The following is a 16,000-nucleotide window of genomic DNA, read 5'->3' as shown; positions in this document are numbered from 1 at the left end:
GAAGGATTGATCGTGAAATTGCGTCGGCTCATCGCCCTGGCCGCGGCCGTTCTGGTCGCCGGCGGCCCCGCTCATGCCGCGCCGGAGGACGCGGTGCTGAACAAGGAGGGCTACTGGGGTATCGACGTCGATCGCGGCGCCTGCGCCGCCAGCATGACGCTCCAGGGCGGCTCGGTCTTCCTGCTGCGCGCGGTGGACGGGAACGTCACCTTCGGCCTCTTCAGCCGCACGGCCCTTCCGCGCGGCAAGACGGGGCGGATCGAGACCGAGGCCTATGGCGTCGACTTCGAGCCCAGCTACGGCGAGGACGCCACCACCCTCTACTACAAGGGCGATCTGGACGCCCGGGCCCTGGCCGCCCTGCGCCTGGCCCGGCAGGTCCGCGTCCTGACCGACGGCCGCATGGTCGCGTCGATGACCTTCGAGGGCACCGGCTTCGAATCCGCCCTGGACGGCGTGACCGCCTGCTCCAAGGGCGAGAGCGGCTGGTGGGGCAAGGGCGCCGGGGCCGAGCCGGCGGTGGCCGAGCACAAGGACGGGCTCTGGCGCATGATGGCGGACAACGAGAACGGGATCTGCACCGCGCTGGTCGCTGTGGACGACAAGTACACCTTCGCCCTGCTCGCCGGCGGCGGACAGATTGGCTTCAGCGTCCTCGGTGACAAAGCCTTCAAGCGTGGCCGCAAGGGGCGGTTCGAGACCGACAAGTACAGCTTCGAGTTCAAGCCGGGTTACGACGACGAGGTCATGTTCTCGGAACAGAGCCTCGACAGCCAGGCCCAGTTCGCCCTGCGGCGGGCCAAGACCGCGTTGATCAGCATCGACGGCAAGCCCCTGATCGACATGGCTCTGGAGGGCGTCGGCCAGGGCCAGATCATGGACGATGTCGCCGCCTGCGCCCGCGGTGAGGCCGGCTGGTGGGGCGAGGGGCTGAAGGCCCGCTAGCTCGCCGCCGCCTCCAGCGCGCTCAGGATCATCGTCCAGCCCTCGCGGTCCTGCTCGACCCATTCGGGCGGCACATCGGTGTGGGTGAGCGTCAGGCGGCAGCCGTCGCCGTCGGGGGCGATCTCCACCGTCACCGTTGTCTCCGTGGGGTCGAACTGCGGCACGGCGAACGTGAAGACCAGCCGGCGCGGCCGGTCGATCTCCAGGTAGGCGCCCACATGCTCGATGTCGCCGTCCTCGCGCCGGTCGACGATGGTGAAGCGGCCGTCGGTCCGGGCCTCGATATCGCAGCGGACGATCTGCCCGCCCGGCGCCGTGAAGAGGAAGCGCGACGCGACCTTCGGGTCCAGCCAGGCGTCGAACACCTTCTCGGCCGGGAAAGGGTAGCGGTGGGTGACGGTCAGCTCAGCCATCTTTCAGCGCCTTCTCCAGTTCGCCGAGGCGCCAGGCCCACAGCGTCTTCTGCTCCGCGATCCAGTCGGCGGCCTCGTCCAGGGGCGCCGGCGTCAGGGCCAGGAAGTGCTCCCGCCCCTCGATCCGCCGCCGGACCAGCTTCGCCCGCTCCAGCATGCGAATGTGTTTCGAGACCGAGTTCAGCGAGATCGCGAACGGCCGCGCCACGTCCGTGACCCGGGCCTCCCCCTCAGCCAGCCGGCTCAGGATGGCCCGACGGGTGGGGTCGGCGATGGCGATCAGCGTCTCGTCCAACATATTCACCTCTAAGGGTGAATATCAGGCCAAAAAGAAGGCCGGTCAACCCGGCCTCCTCAGGGCTCAGCCCCCGCGCTGCCGCATGGCCGCCATGGCGGCGTCCAGCTCGGCGGCGGTAACCTTGCCGTCCTTGTTGGCGTCGATCGCGTCGAACCGCTCGGCCGGCCGGCCGGCGGCGGTCCATTCCGCCTTGTCGACGGCCCCGTCGCCGTTCTTGTCCCAGTTCTTGATGATGTCGGCGGGGGCCGGCATCTGGGCGAAGGCGGCGCCTGCGCTGGCCAGCGTGGCGGCAGCGGCGGCGGCGAAAACAAGCTTGCGCATCGGGTCGTCTCTCTCCGAAAATTGGAGGGCGAGTTGAGCTCGCCGACATTACCCGCGTATTGCGCGATTGTGGCCGTTCAATGCTTGCCGCGGTCGCGGCCGAAGTTGGGCTCGGCGCTTTCCTGGCCCATGGCCACGATGCCGCGGCGGATCTCCCGGGTGCGGCTGAACAGGTCGAACAGCTTGTCGCCCTCGCCCCAGCGGATGGCCCGGCTGAGCGCCTGCAGGTCCTCGGTGAACCGGCCCAGGACCTCCAGCACGGCGTCCTTGTTGGTCAGGAACACGTCGCGCCACATGGTGGGGTCCGAGGCGGCGATCCGGGTGAAGTCGCGGAAGCCGCCGGCGGAATACTTCATCACCTCCGCCTCGGCCACGCCCTCGAGGTCGGCGGCGGTGCCCACGATGTTGTAGGCGATCAGGTGGGGCAGGTGGCTGGTGATGGCCAGGACCAGGTCGTGGTGCTTGGGGTCCATCTCCTCGACCCGAGCCCCCAGCGCGGTCCAGAACCGGGCGAGCCTGGCCACCGCGTCCCGATAGGGTTCGTCCTCCCGGGCCTGGGGCGTCAGGATGGTCCAGCGGTTCTGAAACAGCTCGGCGAAGCCGGCGTCCGGCCCCGACTGCTCGGTCCCGGCGATGGGGTGGCCGGGCACCACGAAGACGCTGTCCGGCAGGGCCGCCGTCAGGGCGTCGGCCACGTGCTCCTTCACCGAGCCCACGTCGGTCACCGTGGCGCCGGCCTTCAGTCCCGGTGCGGCAGCCTTGGCGGCGGCGGCCATGGACATCACCGGCACGGCGAAGACCACCAGGTCGGCGTCCCGCACCGCCTCGACCGCGTCGCCGAACACGGCGTCGGCCAGGCCCAGGGCCACAATCCGCTCGCGCGCCGGCGCCGAGGTCTCCGCGACCGCGATCTCGCCGACGACGCCCGCCTCGCGCGCCGCCCGGATCACCGACGATCCGATCAGGCCGCAGCCGACCACGGCCATCTTCGCGTACACGGGCTCGCCCATCGTCAGGCCTTCATGAACGCGGCCAGGGCTTCGACCACGGCGCGGTTGTGCTCTTCGAGGCCAATGGTGAGCCGCAAGTGGTCGGGCAGGCCGTAGTTCAGCACCCGGCGAGTCAACAGGCCGCGGGCGCTGAGGAATTCGTCGGCCGCGGCCGCGGTCTTGCCCGTCTTGGGAAAGCCGATCAGCACGAAGTTGGTGGCCGAGGGCCCGACGATCTCCAGTCCCAGCCCGCCGATCTGCTGGGCCAGCCAGGGGCGCCACTGCTCGACGTGGGCGATTGAACGGGCCTGGAAATCCTCGTCCGCCAGCGCCGCAACGGCGGCGCGCTGACCAGCGATCGAGGTGTTGAACGGCAGGCGGATACGGTCCACCGCCGCCGCGATCTCGGCCGGCGCATAGCCCCAGCCCACCCTGAGGGCGGCGAGGCCATGCAGCTTGGAGAAGGTGTGGGTGACCACGACGTTGTCCGTCCCCCGCGCGAAATCCAGGCCGTCCTGGAACGCCGGGTCGGTGGCGAACTCGCTGTAGGCGCCGTCCAGCACCAGCACCACGCTGGGCGGCAGCGCGGCGTGCAGGCGCAGCACCTCGGAGAACGGGATCCAGGTGCCGGTGGGGTTGCCGGGATTGGCCAGGAAGATCAGCCGCGTGCGCTCGTCGACGACCTTCAGCATCTCGTCGACGTCGATCCGGTAGCCGGGCTCCTTGGCCAGCTTCACGTCGGCCTGGCAGGCGCGGGCGCCGATGGCGAAGGCGGCGAAGCCGTACTCGCCCTGCACGATGTTGTCGCCGGGCTCGAGGAAGGTCTGGTTCAGCAGGGCGAACACCTCGTCCGACCCGCAGCCGAAGATCAGCCGCTCCGGCTCCAGCCGGAACCGCTCGGCGATGGCGGTGCGTAGGATGGTGGTGCGGCTGTCGGGATAGACCTGCAGTTCGTCGGCCGCGCCGACGAAGGCCTCGCGCGCCTTCGGGCTGGCGCCCAGGATGTTCTCGTTGGCGGACAGCTTGATCGGGTTCTCGACCCCGTCCGCCTGCGCCTTGCCGGGCACATAGGCGTGGATGTCCATGATCCCGGGCTTGGGGAGCGGCTTGGCCGCGCGGGCGCGGTTCACGGGATCTACGGTGTCAGGCATGCGGGGCTGGGCCAGGAGCGAGCGGAAGCGTTGCGGCGGAGGCGTCGTCTTACACGTCCAGCGGAGCCGGCGCAGCCCCGATCACGCCGCTCAGCCGGCCGGGCGCCCGCGCCAGGCGCTCGTCCTCGCGCTGGTAGAAGCCGGCCAGCATGAACAGCTTCAGCCCGCCCGCCTCGGCGACCAATTCGCCGGCGACGCCATCGCGGCCCAGCGCCTCCTCCACGGCCGCGGCGGGCCCGGGGGCGTCGGTGACCCAGAAGGTGCGGTCGTCGCCGGTGGGCTCGACGTCCACGGCCGCCATGGCCAGGGCCGACATCGGGCCCCACGCGGCGAGGCAGGGCAGGGCGGCGAACACCTTGAGCTGCGGTTCGGCGAGCAGGCGGCCCCACCAGGCGCTGTCTGGGACGAGGGCGCAGACCGCCACCCCGCCGGGCGTGCGGGCCGCGGCGATGGCGTCTTCCGCCTTCGCGAACTGGCGCAGCGGCGGCGCCGCGCCAAAGCGATGGCGCGCCAGTTCGACCACGTGGCCGGGATCTTTCCCGCCCCAGGCGTTGAGGTGGAACGGGCCCTGTACCGATAGGCTGTCGCCGATCATCTCGCGCCAGATCCGCACGACCAGGCTCGGGCCGGCGGCCGACCGCTCGGCGGCGATCAGGCGTCGCAGGATGGCGGCTTCACGGGCGGGGCGCAGGGCGAACTTGTCGCCGTCGCCCGCCGCGCGCTTGGCGGCGGCCACCACCCGCGCCAGCGAGGCGCGCTCGTCGATGAGGCGCAGGAGTTCGGTGTCCAGCGTGTCGATGCGCTGGCGAACCGCGTCCAGCGAGGGCGCGGGGCCCGTCGTCGCTTCGGACATAAAACTCCCCCAAAACAGGAGCTCGCGACCTAAGGGATTGCAGCCAAGGGCGCAATAGGCCCCCTCGGCGCAAGAAAGTTGCAGGTGAAACCGGGTCTAGGCTGCGGCAGCGTTGCGGGTCGGATCCAGCGCCTGCTGCAGGGCCGCCAGAAGGTGCTCGGGCTTCATCGGCTTCTCGACGACACCGTTCATCCCGGCGGCCAGATAGGCCTCCGCGTCGTCCGGATCGGCGTTGGCGGTCAGGGCGATGATCGGCACCACGCCCACGGGCCCCGGGATCGCGCGGATCGCGCGGGTGGCGGCGATCCCGTCCATCCGCGGCATCTTGATGTCCATCAGGATGAGGTCGAACCGGCCCGTGCGCGCGGCTTCGACCGCCTCCTCGCCGTCTTCGGCGGACTCGCTGGTGCACTCGAACATCTCGACGAGCGACTGCGCCACCATGCGGTTCGTGGCGTTGTCGTCGACCACCAGGATGTGCGCAGCGCGGCCGGCCTCTTCGGCAGGCTCCTCCACGGTCTCGGGGATCGGCGCGAGCTGGAGCTCGAAGGTGGCGGTGTCGGAGGCGCCGGCATTGGCTTCCTTCCGCAGTTCGCCGTTCAGGGTCTTGAGCAGACGGCGCGCCAGCATGGCGCCCAGGGCCACTTCCAGGCCCAGGCGGGCCTCGATGGCGCGGATGCGGGCCTCCGGGTCCTTCTCGTCCCAGCCGGAGTCGCGGGGGCCGCGCACGCGGCCCTCCAGCCGTACGCCATCGGGGCCGGAATGGGCAAAGAGGCCGGCCTCGACCGCGCCGCGCGCCTGTGCGCCCACGGCCTCGCCGATGAAGCCGTCGAAGATCTGCAGAAGGCGCTTGCGGTCGCCCATGGCCGCCGCTTCCGGATCGCCGTCATAGGAGACCAGGAGCGTGATGCCGGCCGCGCCGGCGCGGGACTGCCAGCGCGCCTCGATCTCGTCCATCAGTTCGCGAAGGCGGATGGGTTCTGCGTCGATGCGCACACCGTCGGACACGGATTTCAGGTCCAGCGCGGTGTCCAGCATCCGCCGCACGCTCTCCGCCGCCTCGGCCACGCTGGCCACGCACGCTTCCCCGTCCGGCGTCAGGCGTTGCCGCGCCAGCTGATCGGTCATGGCGAGCATGCCGTCCATCTGCTGGCGGATGTCGGCCGTGACGCGGTCGAAGAAGAACTCGGGCAGGGACATGGGCCGCCGGGAAACGAGGAACCTTTAGGTACCCATTCTGTGGGGCGAGCACTTGCGCAGAGGTTAAATCCCGGAGCAGCCGGCCGGGGATTCTCGCCCGGTGCGTCAAAAGGCGGCGCGTGGCCGCGTCTGTCCGGTCCGCCTTGGCGGCAAAGAAAAAGGGCGGCGGACCGAAGTCCGCCGCCCCAAGTGGGCACGTAAAATGGGAGGAAACGCGCCTTAACTAGAAGCGGTACTGCAGCTCCACGCCGTAGGTGCGCGGCTGGATCAGGCCGCGCGTGATCGCGGTGCGGGTCTGGACGATCGACGTCGTGCCCGGGTTCGGGCTGTCGAAGATCGCGGTCGGCGTCGTCGAGCCGTTCGACGTGAAGCCCTTGTTGTCAAAGGCGTTCTTCACGTAGCCGATGAGCGTGTAGCGATTGTCGATGTCGTTCCACAGCACCCGGAAATCGGTGACGTCGTAGGCCTTCACCTTGTTCGCCGCGCTCTTGAACGGTTGGTAGAAGGTCTCGTCGGTCCAGGTGTAGGTCGCCGACAGGATCAGCGAACCCGGCTCGAAGTCGAAGGTGTAGTTCGCGTTGCCGGCGAACTTGTTCTCCGGCGACTGGTAGATCTTGGAGCCCTTCAGGGTCTGGAACGCCAGACGGGTGCCGTTCGAGACCACCACGCCGCCCGAAGGGGTGGCGTTCGGGTCCAGAGCGCCCGGGTCCGCCGGGTCGTAGAAGCAGCAGCCCTTGGTGATCTTGGTGTGCAGGTAGCCGTAGCTGGCCGACAGATCGAGGTTGTTGATCGGCCGCCAGATGGCTTCCAGCTCCAGGCCGTAGGCCTCGGCGTCGACGTTGACGAAGTTATTCGCCGCCGCCGTACCGGCCGCGTTCAGCTGCGACAGGTTGAGCTGCAGGTCCTTGTAGTCGTTGTAGAAGGCGGCCGCGTTGATCTGGAACCGGCGCGCGATGGTCTTCTTCAGGCCGATCTCGAAGGCGTCGACCTGCTCTTGCTTGGCTTCAGGCTGCGAGGACAGGGTGCCCAGCAGGAAGCCGCCCGACTTGTAGCCGCGGCTGTACTTGGCGTAGCCGAGGGTGTCGGTGTCCGGAGTCCAATCCAGGTTCAGCACGCCGGTGACGGCGTCCCAGCTGTTCTTCAGCGACCGGAAGTTCTGCACGCCCGGGGTGGTCGGATCCATGTCCGAGGACACGTCGAACGCGACGGCGCCGCCCGCGATCGCCGGCGACTGGATGATCAGCCGCTGGAACTCGGTGCCTTCCTTCTTGTCCTTGGTGTAGCGGATGCCGGCGGTGACCGCGAACTGGTCGTTGAGCTCGTAGGTGGCCTGGCCGAAGACCGCGTAGGCCTTGGAGTCCAGAGTGGCTTGCGTGTCGGCGAAGTTGCGCAGCGGGTTCGGAGCCGCCGGCGTCCCGGCCAGGGTCAGCGGGTTGGCCAGCGAGGCTTGGTTCGGATTCCCGAGCTGGATGCGCTGGCGGTACTCTTCCTCGTACTGATAGACGCCGAGGATCCAGCGGAACGGCCCGTCGCCGTTCGAGGTCAGGTTGATCTCGTTCGAGTAGTAGCGCTTGTGCTCGTCGAAATCGGTGGTCTGGGTCGGGAAGTACGGCACCGCCAGGACGCCGACGATCGGCGTGGTCCGGCTGGTGCCGTCGTAGTCGCCGCCGGTCTGGTAGTTGTACTGCTGGAAGCCGCCGATGTACTTCAGCGACGCAAAGCCCAGGTCGTAGCTGACCGTCGTCGTCAGGACGTGGTTGCCCCGCAGCTGGCCATAGCCGTTCGTGTTGGTGTTCTGGACGTAGGGGTCTTCGACGCCCGGGTTCGGGGTCGTGTAGCCGAATTGCGGGTTCACCTGCAGCTGGCCGATCAGGCCGAACACGCGGGTGGTGTCGTACGGCGTGACCAGGTTCGACAGGCGGTCGCCGACGCCCAGGGTGTCGTCCCAGTTCGAGCGGTTGTAGCGGGCGAAGATCGACAGCTTCTCGGTGGGCTCGGCTTCAAGCTGGAACTCGAAGTAGGTCCGCTTGATCTTCGCGCCTTCGTTGGCCGTGCCGATGTTCTTGATGAAGCCTTCGCGCTGATGGTCCTGGCTGCCGCCGACCTTGAAGCGCAGGTTCTCGGCCACCGGCAGCGAGACGACGCCTTCGATCCGGGTGCGGTCATAGTTGCCGTAGGACGCGCGGATCTCGCCGCCGAACTCCTGGGCCGGGCGCTTGGAGATCTGGTTGATCGCGCCGCCGATGGCGTTACGGCCGTACAGGGTGCCCTGCGGACCCCGCAGGATTTCCGTCCGCTCGATGAACAGCGGGGTCTTGAACAGCTCGGACGACGAGGCCGAGTAGAAGCCGTCCGAATAGGACGCCACGCCCGGGTCGTTGCCGATGTAGAAGGTGTTGCGGCCGGCGCCCCGCAGGCTGACGCGGTCGGTGCCGGAATAGTTCATGCCGGGCGTGAAGTTCACGAAGTCCTGGATGCCGGTGATGCCGGCGATGTCACGCTTCTCGGACGTAAAGGCCGAAACGGCGACCGGCACGTCCTGCAGGGACTGCTCGCGCTTTTCGGCGGTAACCACCAGTTCCTCGAGGGTCGCGCCTTCATCGGCGGCGGCCTGGGCCAGGGCGGGTTGGGCGACGGCGGCGAGGGCGACGAACGAGACGCCGGCAGCCAGAAGTGCGCGCGCGGGCGCGATTTTGCGAGCCATGAGATCCTCCCGAGGCGCGGACGGGGACGCCGACCGGTCTCGTGTTTTGATATTGTTGGAGCGGACGCGGGGAGGCGTCCGGGCCGCGGACCCTCAATGCGTCCGGGGCGGTCCGTCAACTGTACGGCGATAACTTACGCCGCTAAGACGCCGCTTTTTTCATAGTGTGGCGAAAAGACCGCATTTTCGAATCCTTCGTGCAAAATAGAACGGCGGTCGACGAATTCCGTCTCTGCTCAGGGACTGATGCGGCGACCCAACGTGTTCGATGCATACCGTTCGGTCAAAAAAGCATGAATCGGAGCCGGGGCGGCCCTGCTCCCCGCTGTCCGTTGCGGCGCTGTGACCGTCGGGACACGAAAAAGGGGCGGCGGATTGCTCCGCCGCCCCCGAAGGCTTCCCCTGGAAGGGCTGGGTGCTACCAGCGCTTGGTCACCGAGACGCCGTAGGTGCGCGGCTCGGTATAGAAGACGTTCCGGAACAGGCCGGAGCTGTCGTCGGTGAGGTAGAAGTCGGTGATCGCCTTTTCGTTGGTGGCGTTCTTGACGAAGCCGGCCAACTCGACGCCCAGGTCCCGGTTCTCGACCGTCAGGGTCAGGTTGACGTTGTCCCAGGCTTTGATCCGGTCCGCCGTGGAGTTGTAGATCCGGGCATAGGTCTTGGTCTGCTTGTAGTAGTCGCCGCGCAGCGTCGCGTCCCAGTCGCCGACGGTCCAGGTGTACTGGGCGCCCAGCGAGATGGTCCAATGCGGCGCGTTCGGCAGGCTATTGCCGTCGAGGTCGACCGTGACGCCTTCCGAGACCAGGCCGCCGAAGGCGTTGGTGCCAGCGGCGATCGCGCCCGTGCCGTTGATGTTGGTGCCCGCCCCCGCGGCCGAGGCCAGGGTGCAGACGCCGAGCAGGTTGAACGGATTGGGTGTGAAGCCCGGAACCTGGCCGTTCGAGATGGCCAGGGCCGTGGCCGCGGCTGCCGTCGACACCACGCAGTTCGAGGCCGCACTCGACTTCACCACCGTCAGGCCCGCGTTGCCTTGGGTCCGGTTGAAGGTGTCGATCGAGGTCGCGTTCTTGATCTTGGTGTCGAGGTAACCGATCGCCGCATTCAGGCGCAGGCCTTCGATCGGCTGCCAGATCGACTCGAACTCGGCGCCCATCACTTCGGCGTCGATGTTCTCGTTGGTCGAGGCGCGGTTCACGATCTTGGAGACCTGATAGCCTTTGTAGTCATAGTAGAAGCCGGTCAGGTTCAGCTGCATTGTGCCGTTGAGCAGCGTGTTCTTCGTGCCGATTTCGTAGGAGTTGATGAACTCCGGCTCGAAGGTGGCCGGCACGGGCACGACGCCGATGCCGGGGCTCGGCGGGGTGTTCAGGCCGCCGGCCTTATAGCCTCGCGAATAGAACGCATAGACCAGGGTCTCGTCCGTGAAGCCCAGGTCCGGCTTCCAGTCGAAGCCGAAGCGACCCGTCGGCTCCTTGAATTTGGTCTTCAGGATCGCCGGCGCGCCGGGAAGCGGGCCGCCGATGCCCAGGCCGGGGGTGCCCAGCACGACCGAGTGGTTCTCGACTTCCTTGCTGTCCACCGTGTAGCGGAGGCCGAGCGTCCATTTGAAGTTGTCGGACATCTGCCAGTAGAACTCGCCGAACGCGGCGTAGGACGTCAGGTCGTAGGGGCCGTAGCTGTCGTAGTAGTTGTGACCGCTGCGGTTCGGATCGGCGTTTGGATCGATCGCCACGCAGGGAGCCGCGCCCGCGCAGTTGGCGTTGCCGGTCGTGAGCAGGTTGTTGATCTGGTAGTAGCCGGTCCCCGTGTTGAACATCACGTAGTAGTCGCCGGTCGCCTGATAGCGCGAGAAGATGCCGCCGATGTTGTAATTGAACGGCCCGTCGAAGTTCGACTGGAGCCGGATCTCGTGGCTCCACTGCTCGGTATAGGCCGAGGAGATGTCGCTGGTGGTGAACCGGTTGAACGCCCCGTTCTGCGGATCGTTGATCCTGCCGCCCGGGAACAGGCTGGCGTAGATGGCGGCATAGTTCGGCACCGCCGCGAACGCGTTCACCGGGTTCGGCGTGGTGTTGAAGCTCGTGCTCGGCGTGTAGCGGTTGTAGTCCTGCCGCGTGTAGAGCTTGTAGAAGGTGTAGGCCGACAGCCAGTTCAGCGTCAGGTTCTCGGTGACGTCGAAGGCGGCGTTGAACTCGTAGATGTCGGTCTTCGACTTGTAGATCGGGTCGAACGTCGACTCGATGTCCCGGATGTTCGGGGTCTGCATCTTGCCGGCATAGGCGTCGCCCGTCTGGAATCCGCCCAGGGCGCCGAAGAGACCGCCCAGCGTGGCTTGAGAGTTCACGGTGCCGAGCGCGCTGGGATCGTAAAGCGAGGTGGCCGAACAGCCCTGGCTGAACAACCCGCGCTGGATCTGGCCGATCAGGCCGCCGGCGGCGGTCGAATAGCCCAGGCCGCCGACATTCGCCGGGCCGTTGTCCTTGGTGCAGAACTGCTTGCCGATCCGCGAGCGGTTGTCGTCTTCCTCGAAGTGATCCCACATCGCCCAGGCCCGGAAACGGTCGCTGGGATTGAAGGCGATCGTGGCGCGGACGCCATAGAGGTCGCGGTCGTCGGCGTCGTTGCCGGTGACCAGGTTCTCGCCGAAGCCGTCCCGCTTCAGGTAGGAGCCCGCGAAGCGCGCGGCGAGCGTCTCGCCGAGCGGGATGTTGATCATCCCCCGCGCCTTCATGGTGTTGTAGTTGCCGTACTCGGCCCGGAGGTTGCCCTCGAAGATGTCCTTCGGCTTGGCGGTGAGCAGGTTGACCACACCGCCCGTGGCGTTCCGGCCGTAGAGGGTGCCCTGCGGGCCCCGCAGCACTTCCACCCGCTCGACGTCGTAGAACTCGGTCTCGAACAGGTTGTTGGCGATCAGCGGGGCGTTGTTCAGGTGGATGCCGGTGCCGGCGTCACCCGAGCCGGCCACCAGCTTGGAGCCGATGCCGCGGATCTGGAAGTTGTAGCCGGTGAAGTTCCCCTTGGAGAAGTTCACGTTCGGCACGGCCAGCACCAGGTTCGGGCCGCCGTCGATCTTGGATTTCTCAAGCGCGTTCTGGTCGAACGCCGAGACGGCGATCGGCACGTCCTGGAGGGCTTCCTCCTTCTTCTGCGCCGTGACGACCAGTTCTTCGATCACGTTCGCCCCGGCCGTCTGGGCCATTGCGGGCATCGCGATCGCGGTCAAGGCCGTGGCGGACACGCCAACAGCCAGCCAACTCCGAAGAGTGCGGGTATCTTTCATATTGTTCCTCCCAGGGGCGTCCCGAGCTCTTTTTGGCCCGTGGTCCGCCGTTACGCCGCAAAAGCGCAAGCCGAACGGGGAGGCGGCGCGCCCCCCATTCGGCCGTGTTCACGGTCCACCCGTGTTCGCTGACTGTCAACGGAAGCTAAGCCGGCTAAGGGATTGCGGCGGCCAGTGTGGCGCCCGGAACACCCAAGCTTCCCTAGCGTCGCTTCCCTGAAAGGCGCTTTCCGCCCATATGGGGCCGATGCACGACGGCGCTCTCGTCCTCTTTTCCGGCGGCCAGGATTCCACCGCCTGCCTGGCCTGGGCCCTCGACCGCTACCCGCGGGTCGAGACCGTGGGATTCGACTACGGCCAGCGCCATGCCGTCGAGCTGCAGGCCCGCCAGGCGGTGCGCACGCGGATTGCGCGCGGGTTTCCCGCCTGGGCGCCCCGCCTGGGCGAGGACCACATGATCGACATCGCCAGTTTCGGCGCCCTGGCCGAGACCGCCATGACTTCGGACCGTGCAATCGAGATCACCGAGAAGGGCCTGCCCTCCACCTTCGTGCCCGGCCGGAACCTTGTGTTCCTCACCTATGCCGCGGCGCTCGCCGATCGGCGGGGCCTGAATGCGCTGGTGGGCGGGATGTGCGAGACCGACTTCTCCGGCTACCCCGACTGCCGACGCGCCACGATCGATGCGATGGAAACCGCGCTGAATCTCGGCATGGAGCAATCCTTCCGCATCGAGACCCCGCTGATGCGCCTCACCAAGGCGCAGACCTGGGCGCTGGCCAAGGGGCTGGGGGGCGAGCCGCTGGTGGCGCTCACCGTGGAGGAGAGCCACACCTGCTATCTCGGTGAGCGGGGGACCTTGCATGCCTGGGGCTACGGCTGCGGGACCTGCCCGGCCTGCGAGCTGCGCCAGCGCGGCTATGAGGCCTGGGACGCGGACGGGCGGCCCGCGTTGGCCGGCGAAGTGCGATGAGCTACGCGGTCAAAGAGATCTTCCTGACCCTTCAGGGCGAGGGCGGCCAGGCCGGCCGGCCAGCCGTGTTCTGCCGCTTCGCCGGCTGCAACCTCTGGAGCGGACTGGAGCGCGACCGCGACAAGGCCGTCTGCACTTTCTGCGACACCGACTTCGTGGGCATGGACGGGCCGGGCGGGGGCCGCTTCGTGGACGCCGATGGGCTCGCCAGCGCCATCGAGGCCGCCTGGACGGGCGGATCCGACCAGCGGCTGGTCGTGCTGACCGGCGGCGAGCCGCTGCTGCAGGTCGACGCGGCCCTGATCGACGCGCTCCATGCGCGCGGCTTCTCCATCGCGCTGGAGACTAACGGCACGCTGGCGGTCCCGGCCGGCATCGACTGGATCTGCGTCAGCCCGAAGGCGGATGCGCCTGTCGTCCAGACCCATGGCCAGGAGCTGAAGCTGGTCTTCCCTCAGGAGAAGGCCCGCCCGGAGCGCTTCGAGCACCTGGATTTCGAGCGTTTCCTGCTGCAGCCGATGGACGGGCCGGACCGCGCCGCGAACACCGAAGCGGCGATCGCCTATTGCCTCACACACCCCCGGTGGCGTTTAAGCGTCCAAACCCACAAATACCTCGGCATTGCCTAGAGCCTGCAAGGCTTCGGCGGCCCTTAGATTTGCGATGAACCAACCCACGTTCGAAATCACCAAGGCCGCGACGTTCGACGCGGCGCACTACTTCGCCCAGGGTCCGGAACACCGGCCCTACCAAAACCTGCACGGCCATTCCTTCAAGGTGGAGGCCACCGTCCGCGGCCAGACGCAGGAGCCCGTGGGCTGGGTCGCCGACCTCGCCGATCTGGAGGCGGCGCTGAAGGGCGTTGCGGGCGAGCTGGACCACGGCCTGCTGAACGAGAAACCCGGCCTGGAGCGGCCGACCCTCGAGCACATCTGCCTCTATTTCGCGGAACGCCTGCGGGTGAAGTTCCCCGGCCTGTCGCGGATCGTGGTCTCGCGGCCGACCATCGGCGAGAGCTGCGCGCTCAGCCTCTAGGCGTCAGCCCGCCTGCTTCTGGCTGTCGCCGCTGCGCCGCCGAGGGCCGCGGTAGTTCGGATCGTTGCGGCGGCGGCGGTCCGGTCCGAAGTAGTCTTCGGTGCGCACGAAGGACCGCGGGTGCTCGACGGCCTGGTGCAGCCGCTCGATGACGCCCCGCGCGGTCAACGGCTTGGCCAGGAACTCGCTCACCCCGGCGTCCCGCGCCTCGTTCACGCGGGCGAAGGTCGAGTGGCCGGTGATCATGATGACCGGCGCCATCTGGTTCGGGCTGTCCGGCGAGTTGCGCAGCAGGCGGACGAAGTCGATGCCGTCCAGCGGCTGCATCGACAGGTCGGTCATCACCACGTCGATGGGATAGTCCCGCATCATCTGCAGGCCCTCGGCCCCGTCGTTCGCCTCGTAGATGTGGTGCACGCCGATCGCGCGCAGGATCTCGGCGAGGAGAACCCGCATGTAGTGGTTGTCGTCCACCAGAAGGATCTTCAGGAGGTCGTAGCGCACGGCGCGATCTTAGCTGTCCACTGTGACGAACCGGGTTGAGCAAGAGCAATGCCCGCCCCGCGAACCGGTTTCGTGGATAGGGTGACCCGCGTTCGCCGGTCAACGGAATATCGACGTCATGCGACGCGAAACGGGTTGCGGATCAGAGGGTTGGTCGCCCGCCGGTAGTCTGTGAGATGCCGTTCAACCGATGGATGGTCCGGGGGCGAAAGCGCCCCCGCCGGTCTGGGCCCGGTGGCGCAGGAACGCGTCGGCCAGGACGCAGGCCACCATGGCCTCCACCACCGGAGCGGCGCGGATGCCCACGCAGGGATCGTGCCGCCCCTTGGTGCGCAGGTCGATCTCCTCGCCCGCCTCGTTGATGCTCCGGCGCAGGGACAGGATCGAGGACGTGGGCTTGAAGGCGACGCGGGCCGTCACCGCCTGGCCGGTGGAAATGCCACCCAGGACGCCGCCGGCCTTGTTCGACAGGAAGGTGGGCCCGTCGTTGCCCATCCGCATCTCGTCGGCGTTTTCCTCGCCGGAGAGCGCGGCCGAGGCGAACCCGGCGCCGATCTCCACGCCCTTGGCGGCGTTGATGGACATCAGGGCTCCGGCCAGTTCGGCGTCCAGCTTGCCATAGAGCGGCGCGCCCCAGCCGGCAGGGACGCCCGTGGCCTCCACCGCGACGACCGCGCCGGTGGAGGAACCCGCCTTGCGGATCTGCTCGAGGTGCTCTTCCCACACCGGAACGATCTCCGGGTCGGGAGCCCAGAACGGATTGTCGCCGGTGACCGCGAAGTCGATCCGCGCCGGATCCACGGCATGCGGTCCGATCTGCACCACGGCCCCGCGGATGGTGACGCCCTCGATGACCTTGCGGGCGATTGCGCCTGCGGCGACCCGGGCCGCCGTCTCGCGCGCCGACTGGCGGCCGCCGCCGCGGTAGTCGCGAACGCCGTACTTGGCGAAGTAGGGATAGTCGGCATGGCCGGGCCGGAAGGCCTGGGCTATCTCGGAATAGTCGCGGCTGCGCTGGTCGACGTTCTCGATCATCAGCGAGATCGGCGTGCCGGTGGTCACCTGGCCGGCCGTGCGTTCGTCCTGGAAAACGCCCGAAAGGATGCGGACTGCGTCCGGCTCCTGGCGCTGGGTGACGAACTTGCCCTGGCCCGGGCGGCGGCGGTCCATCCACGGCTGGATGTCGGCCTCGGTGAGGGCGATTCCGGGCGGGCAGCCGTCAACCACACAGCCCAGCGCCGGCCCGTGGCTCTCGCCCCAGGTGGTGACGCGGAAGAGGTGGCCGAAGGTGTTGTGCGACATGGCGGGCGTTCTGTAGCCGGTTCGCCCGCCCG

The 16,000-nt window shown here is 68.0% G+C and carries 15 protein-coding genes; 4 read left to right on the top strand and 11 right to left on the bottom strand.

The features are described 5' to 3' along the window. Positions 1-12: 12 nt before the first annotated feature. Positions 13-945: a hypothetical protein gene (locus tag A2790_RS23700; protein WP_293397388.1), complete on the top strand. Its 933-nt coding sequence runs from the start codon at positions 13-15 to the stop codon at positions 943-945. Here the strand turns inward: A2790_RS23700 and A2790_RS23695 are convergent. From A2790_RS23695 to A2790_RS23655, 9 genes are all read right to left on the bottom strand, one after another. Continuing rightward, positions 942-1,358, bottom strand: coding sequence for an SRPBCC domain-containing protein (locus A2790_RS23695; RefSeq protein WP_293397385.1), 417 nt, complete (start codon positions 1,356-1,358; stop codon positions 942-944). The two genes, A2790_RS23700 and A2790_RS23695, sit on opposite strands and share 4 nt — an antisense overlap. Continuing rightward, positions 1,351-1,656, bottom strand: a complete 306-nt coding sequence (locus A2790_RS23690) for a metalloregulator ArsR/SmtB family transcription factor (protein ID WP_293397382.1) — start codon at positions 1,654-1,656, stop codon at positions 1,351-1,353. The genes A2790_RS23695 and A2790_RS23690 overlap by 8 nt, the downstream gene beginning before the upstream one ends. Positions 1,657-1,719: 63 nt before the next feature. Beyond that, the gene (locus A2790_RS23685; protein ID WP_293397379.1) at positions 1,720-1,977 is read right to left on the bottom strand and encodes an EF-hand domain-containing protein; all 258 of its coding nucleotides are present in this window, start codon (positions 1,975-1,977) and stop codon (positions 1,720-1,722) included. Positions 1,978-2,054: 77 nt separating this feature from the next. After that, entirely contained in the window at positions 2,055-2,987 is a 933-nt protein-coding gene (locus A2790_RS23680; protein ID WP_293397376.1) for a prephenate/arogenate dehydrogenase family protein, read from the bottom strand. 2 nt (positions 2,988-2,989) lie between these two features. Continuing rightward, positions 2,990-4,117: a histidinol-phosphate transaminase gene (locus tag A2790_RS23675; protein WP_293397373.1), complete on the bottom strand. Its 1,128-nt coding sequence runs from the start codon at positions 4,115-4,117 to the stop codon at positions 2,990-2,992. Between the two features lie 49 nt (positions 4,118-4,166). After that, a complete protein-coding gene (locus A2790_RS23670; protein WP_293397369.1) occupies positions 4,167-4,970 on the bottom strand; it encodes a chorismate mutase in 804 nt (267 codons plus the stop codon). Between the two features lie 96 nt (positions 4,971-5,066). After that, on the bottom strand, positions 5,067-6,170 hold the full coding sequence (locus tag A2790_RS23665; RefSeq protein ID WP_293397365.1) for a response regulator: 1,104 nt from the start codon (positions 6,168-6,170) through the stop codon (positions 5,067-5,069). Between the two features lie 223 nt (positions 6,171-6,393). Beyond that, on the bottom strand, positions 6,394-8,874 hold the full coding sequence (locus A2790_RS23660; RefSeq protein WP_293397362.1) for a TonB-dependent receptor: 2,481 nt from the start codon (positions 8,872-8,874) through the stop codon (positions 6,394-6,396). Positions 8,875-9,292: 418 nt separating this feature from the next. Beyond that, positions 9,293-12,073 (bottom strand): TonB-dependent receptor, encoded by a 2,781-nt coding sequence (locus A2790_RS23655; RefSeq protein ID WP_363081626.1) that lies wholly within the window; start codon positions 12,071-12,073, stop codon positions 9,293-9,295. Between the two features lie 319 nt (positions 12,074-12,392). Between A2790_RS23655 and queC the strand changes: the two genes are divergently transcribed. Genes queC through A2790_RS23640 form a run of 3 tightly spaced genes read left to right on the top strand, consistent with a single transcriptional unit; the run spans position 12,393 to position 14,162 of the window. After that, positions 12,393-13,127, top strand: a complete 735-nt coding sequence (gene queC, locus A2790_RS23650) for a 7-cyano-7-deazaguanine synthase QueC (protein WP_293397359.1) — start codon at positions 12,393-12,395, stop codon at positions 13,125-13,127. Then, entirely contained in the window at positions 13,124-13,756 is a 633-nt protein-coding gene (gene queE, locus A2790_RS23645) for a 7-carboxy-7-deazaguanine synthase (protein ID WP_293397356.1), read from the top strand. Before queC ends, queE begins: the two co-directional genes overlap by 4 nt. Before the next feature lie 34 nt (positions 13,757-13,790). Beyond that, the gene (locus tag A2790_RS23640; RefSeq protein ID WP_293397353.1) at positions 13,791-14,162 is read left to right on the top strand and encodes a 6-carboxytetrahydropterin synthase; all 372 of its coding nucleotides are present in this window, start codon (positions 13,791-13,793) and stop codon (positions 14,160-14,162) included. Between the two features lie 3 nt (positions 14,163-14,165). Here A2790_RS23640 and A2790_RS23635 read toward each other — a convergent pair whose 3' ends face one another. Further along, on the bottom strand, positions 14,166-14,666 hold the full coding sequence (locus A2790_RS23635) for a response regulator (protein ID WP_293397350.1): 501 nt from the start codon (positions 14,664-14,666) through the stop codon (positions 14,166-14,168). 183 nt (positions 14,667-14,849) lie between these two features. After that, positions 14,850-15,968: a chorismate synthase gene (aroC, locus tag A2790_RS23630; protein WP_293397347.1), complete on the bottom strand. Its 1,119-nt coding sequence runs from the start codon at positions 15,966-15,968 to the stop codon at positions 14,850-14,852. Positions 15,969-16,000 lie beyond the last annotated feature (32 nt).

This window comes from Phenylobacterium sp. RIFCSPHIGHO2_01_FULL_69_31, assembly GCF_001824475.1.
Taxonomy (GTDB): Bacteria; Pseudomonadota; Alphaproteobacteria; order Caulobacterales; family Caulobacteraceae; genus Phenylobacterium.
The sequence above is the reverse complement of the archived record's forward strand: the minus strand, read 5'-3'. Positions and strand labels throughout refer to the sequence as shown.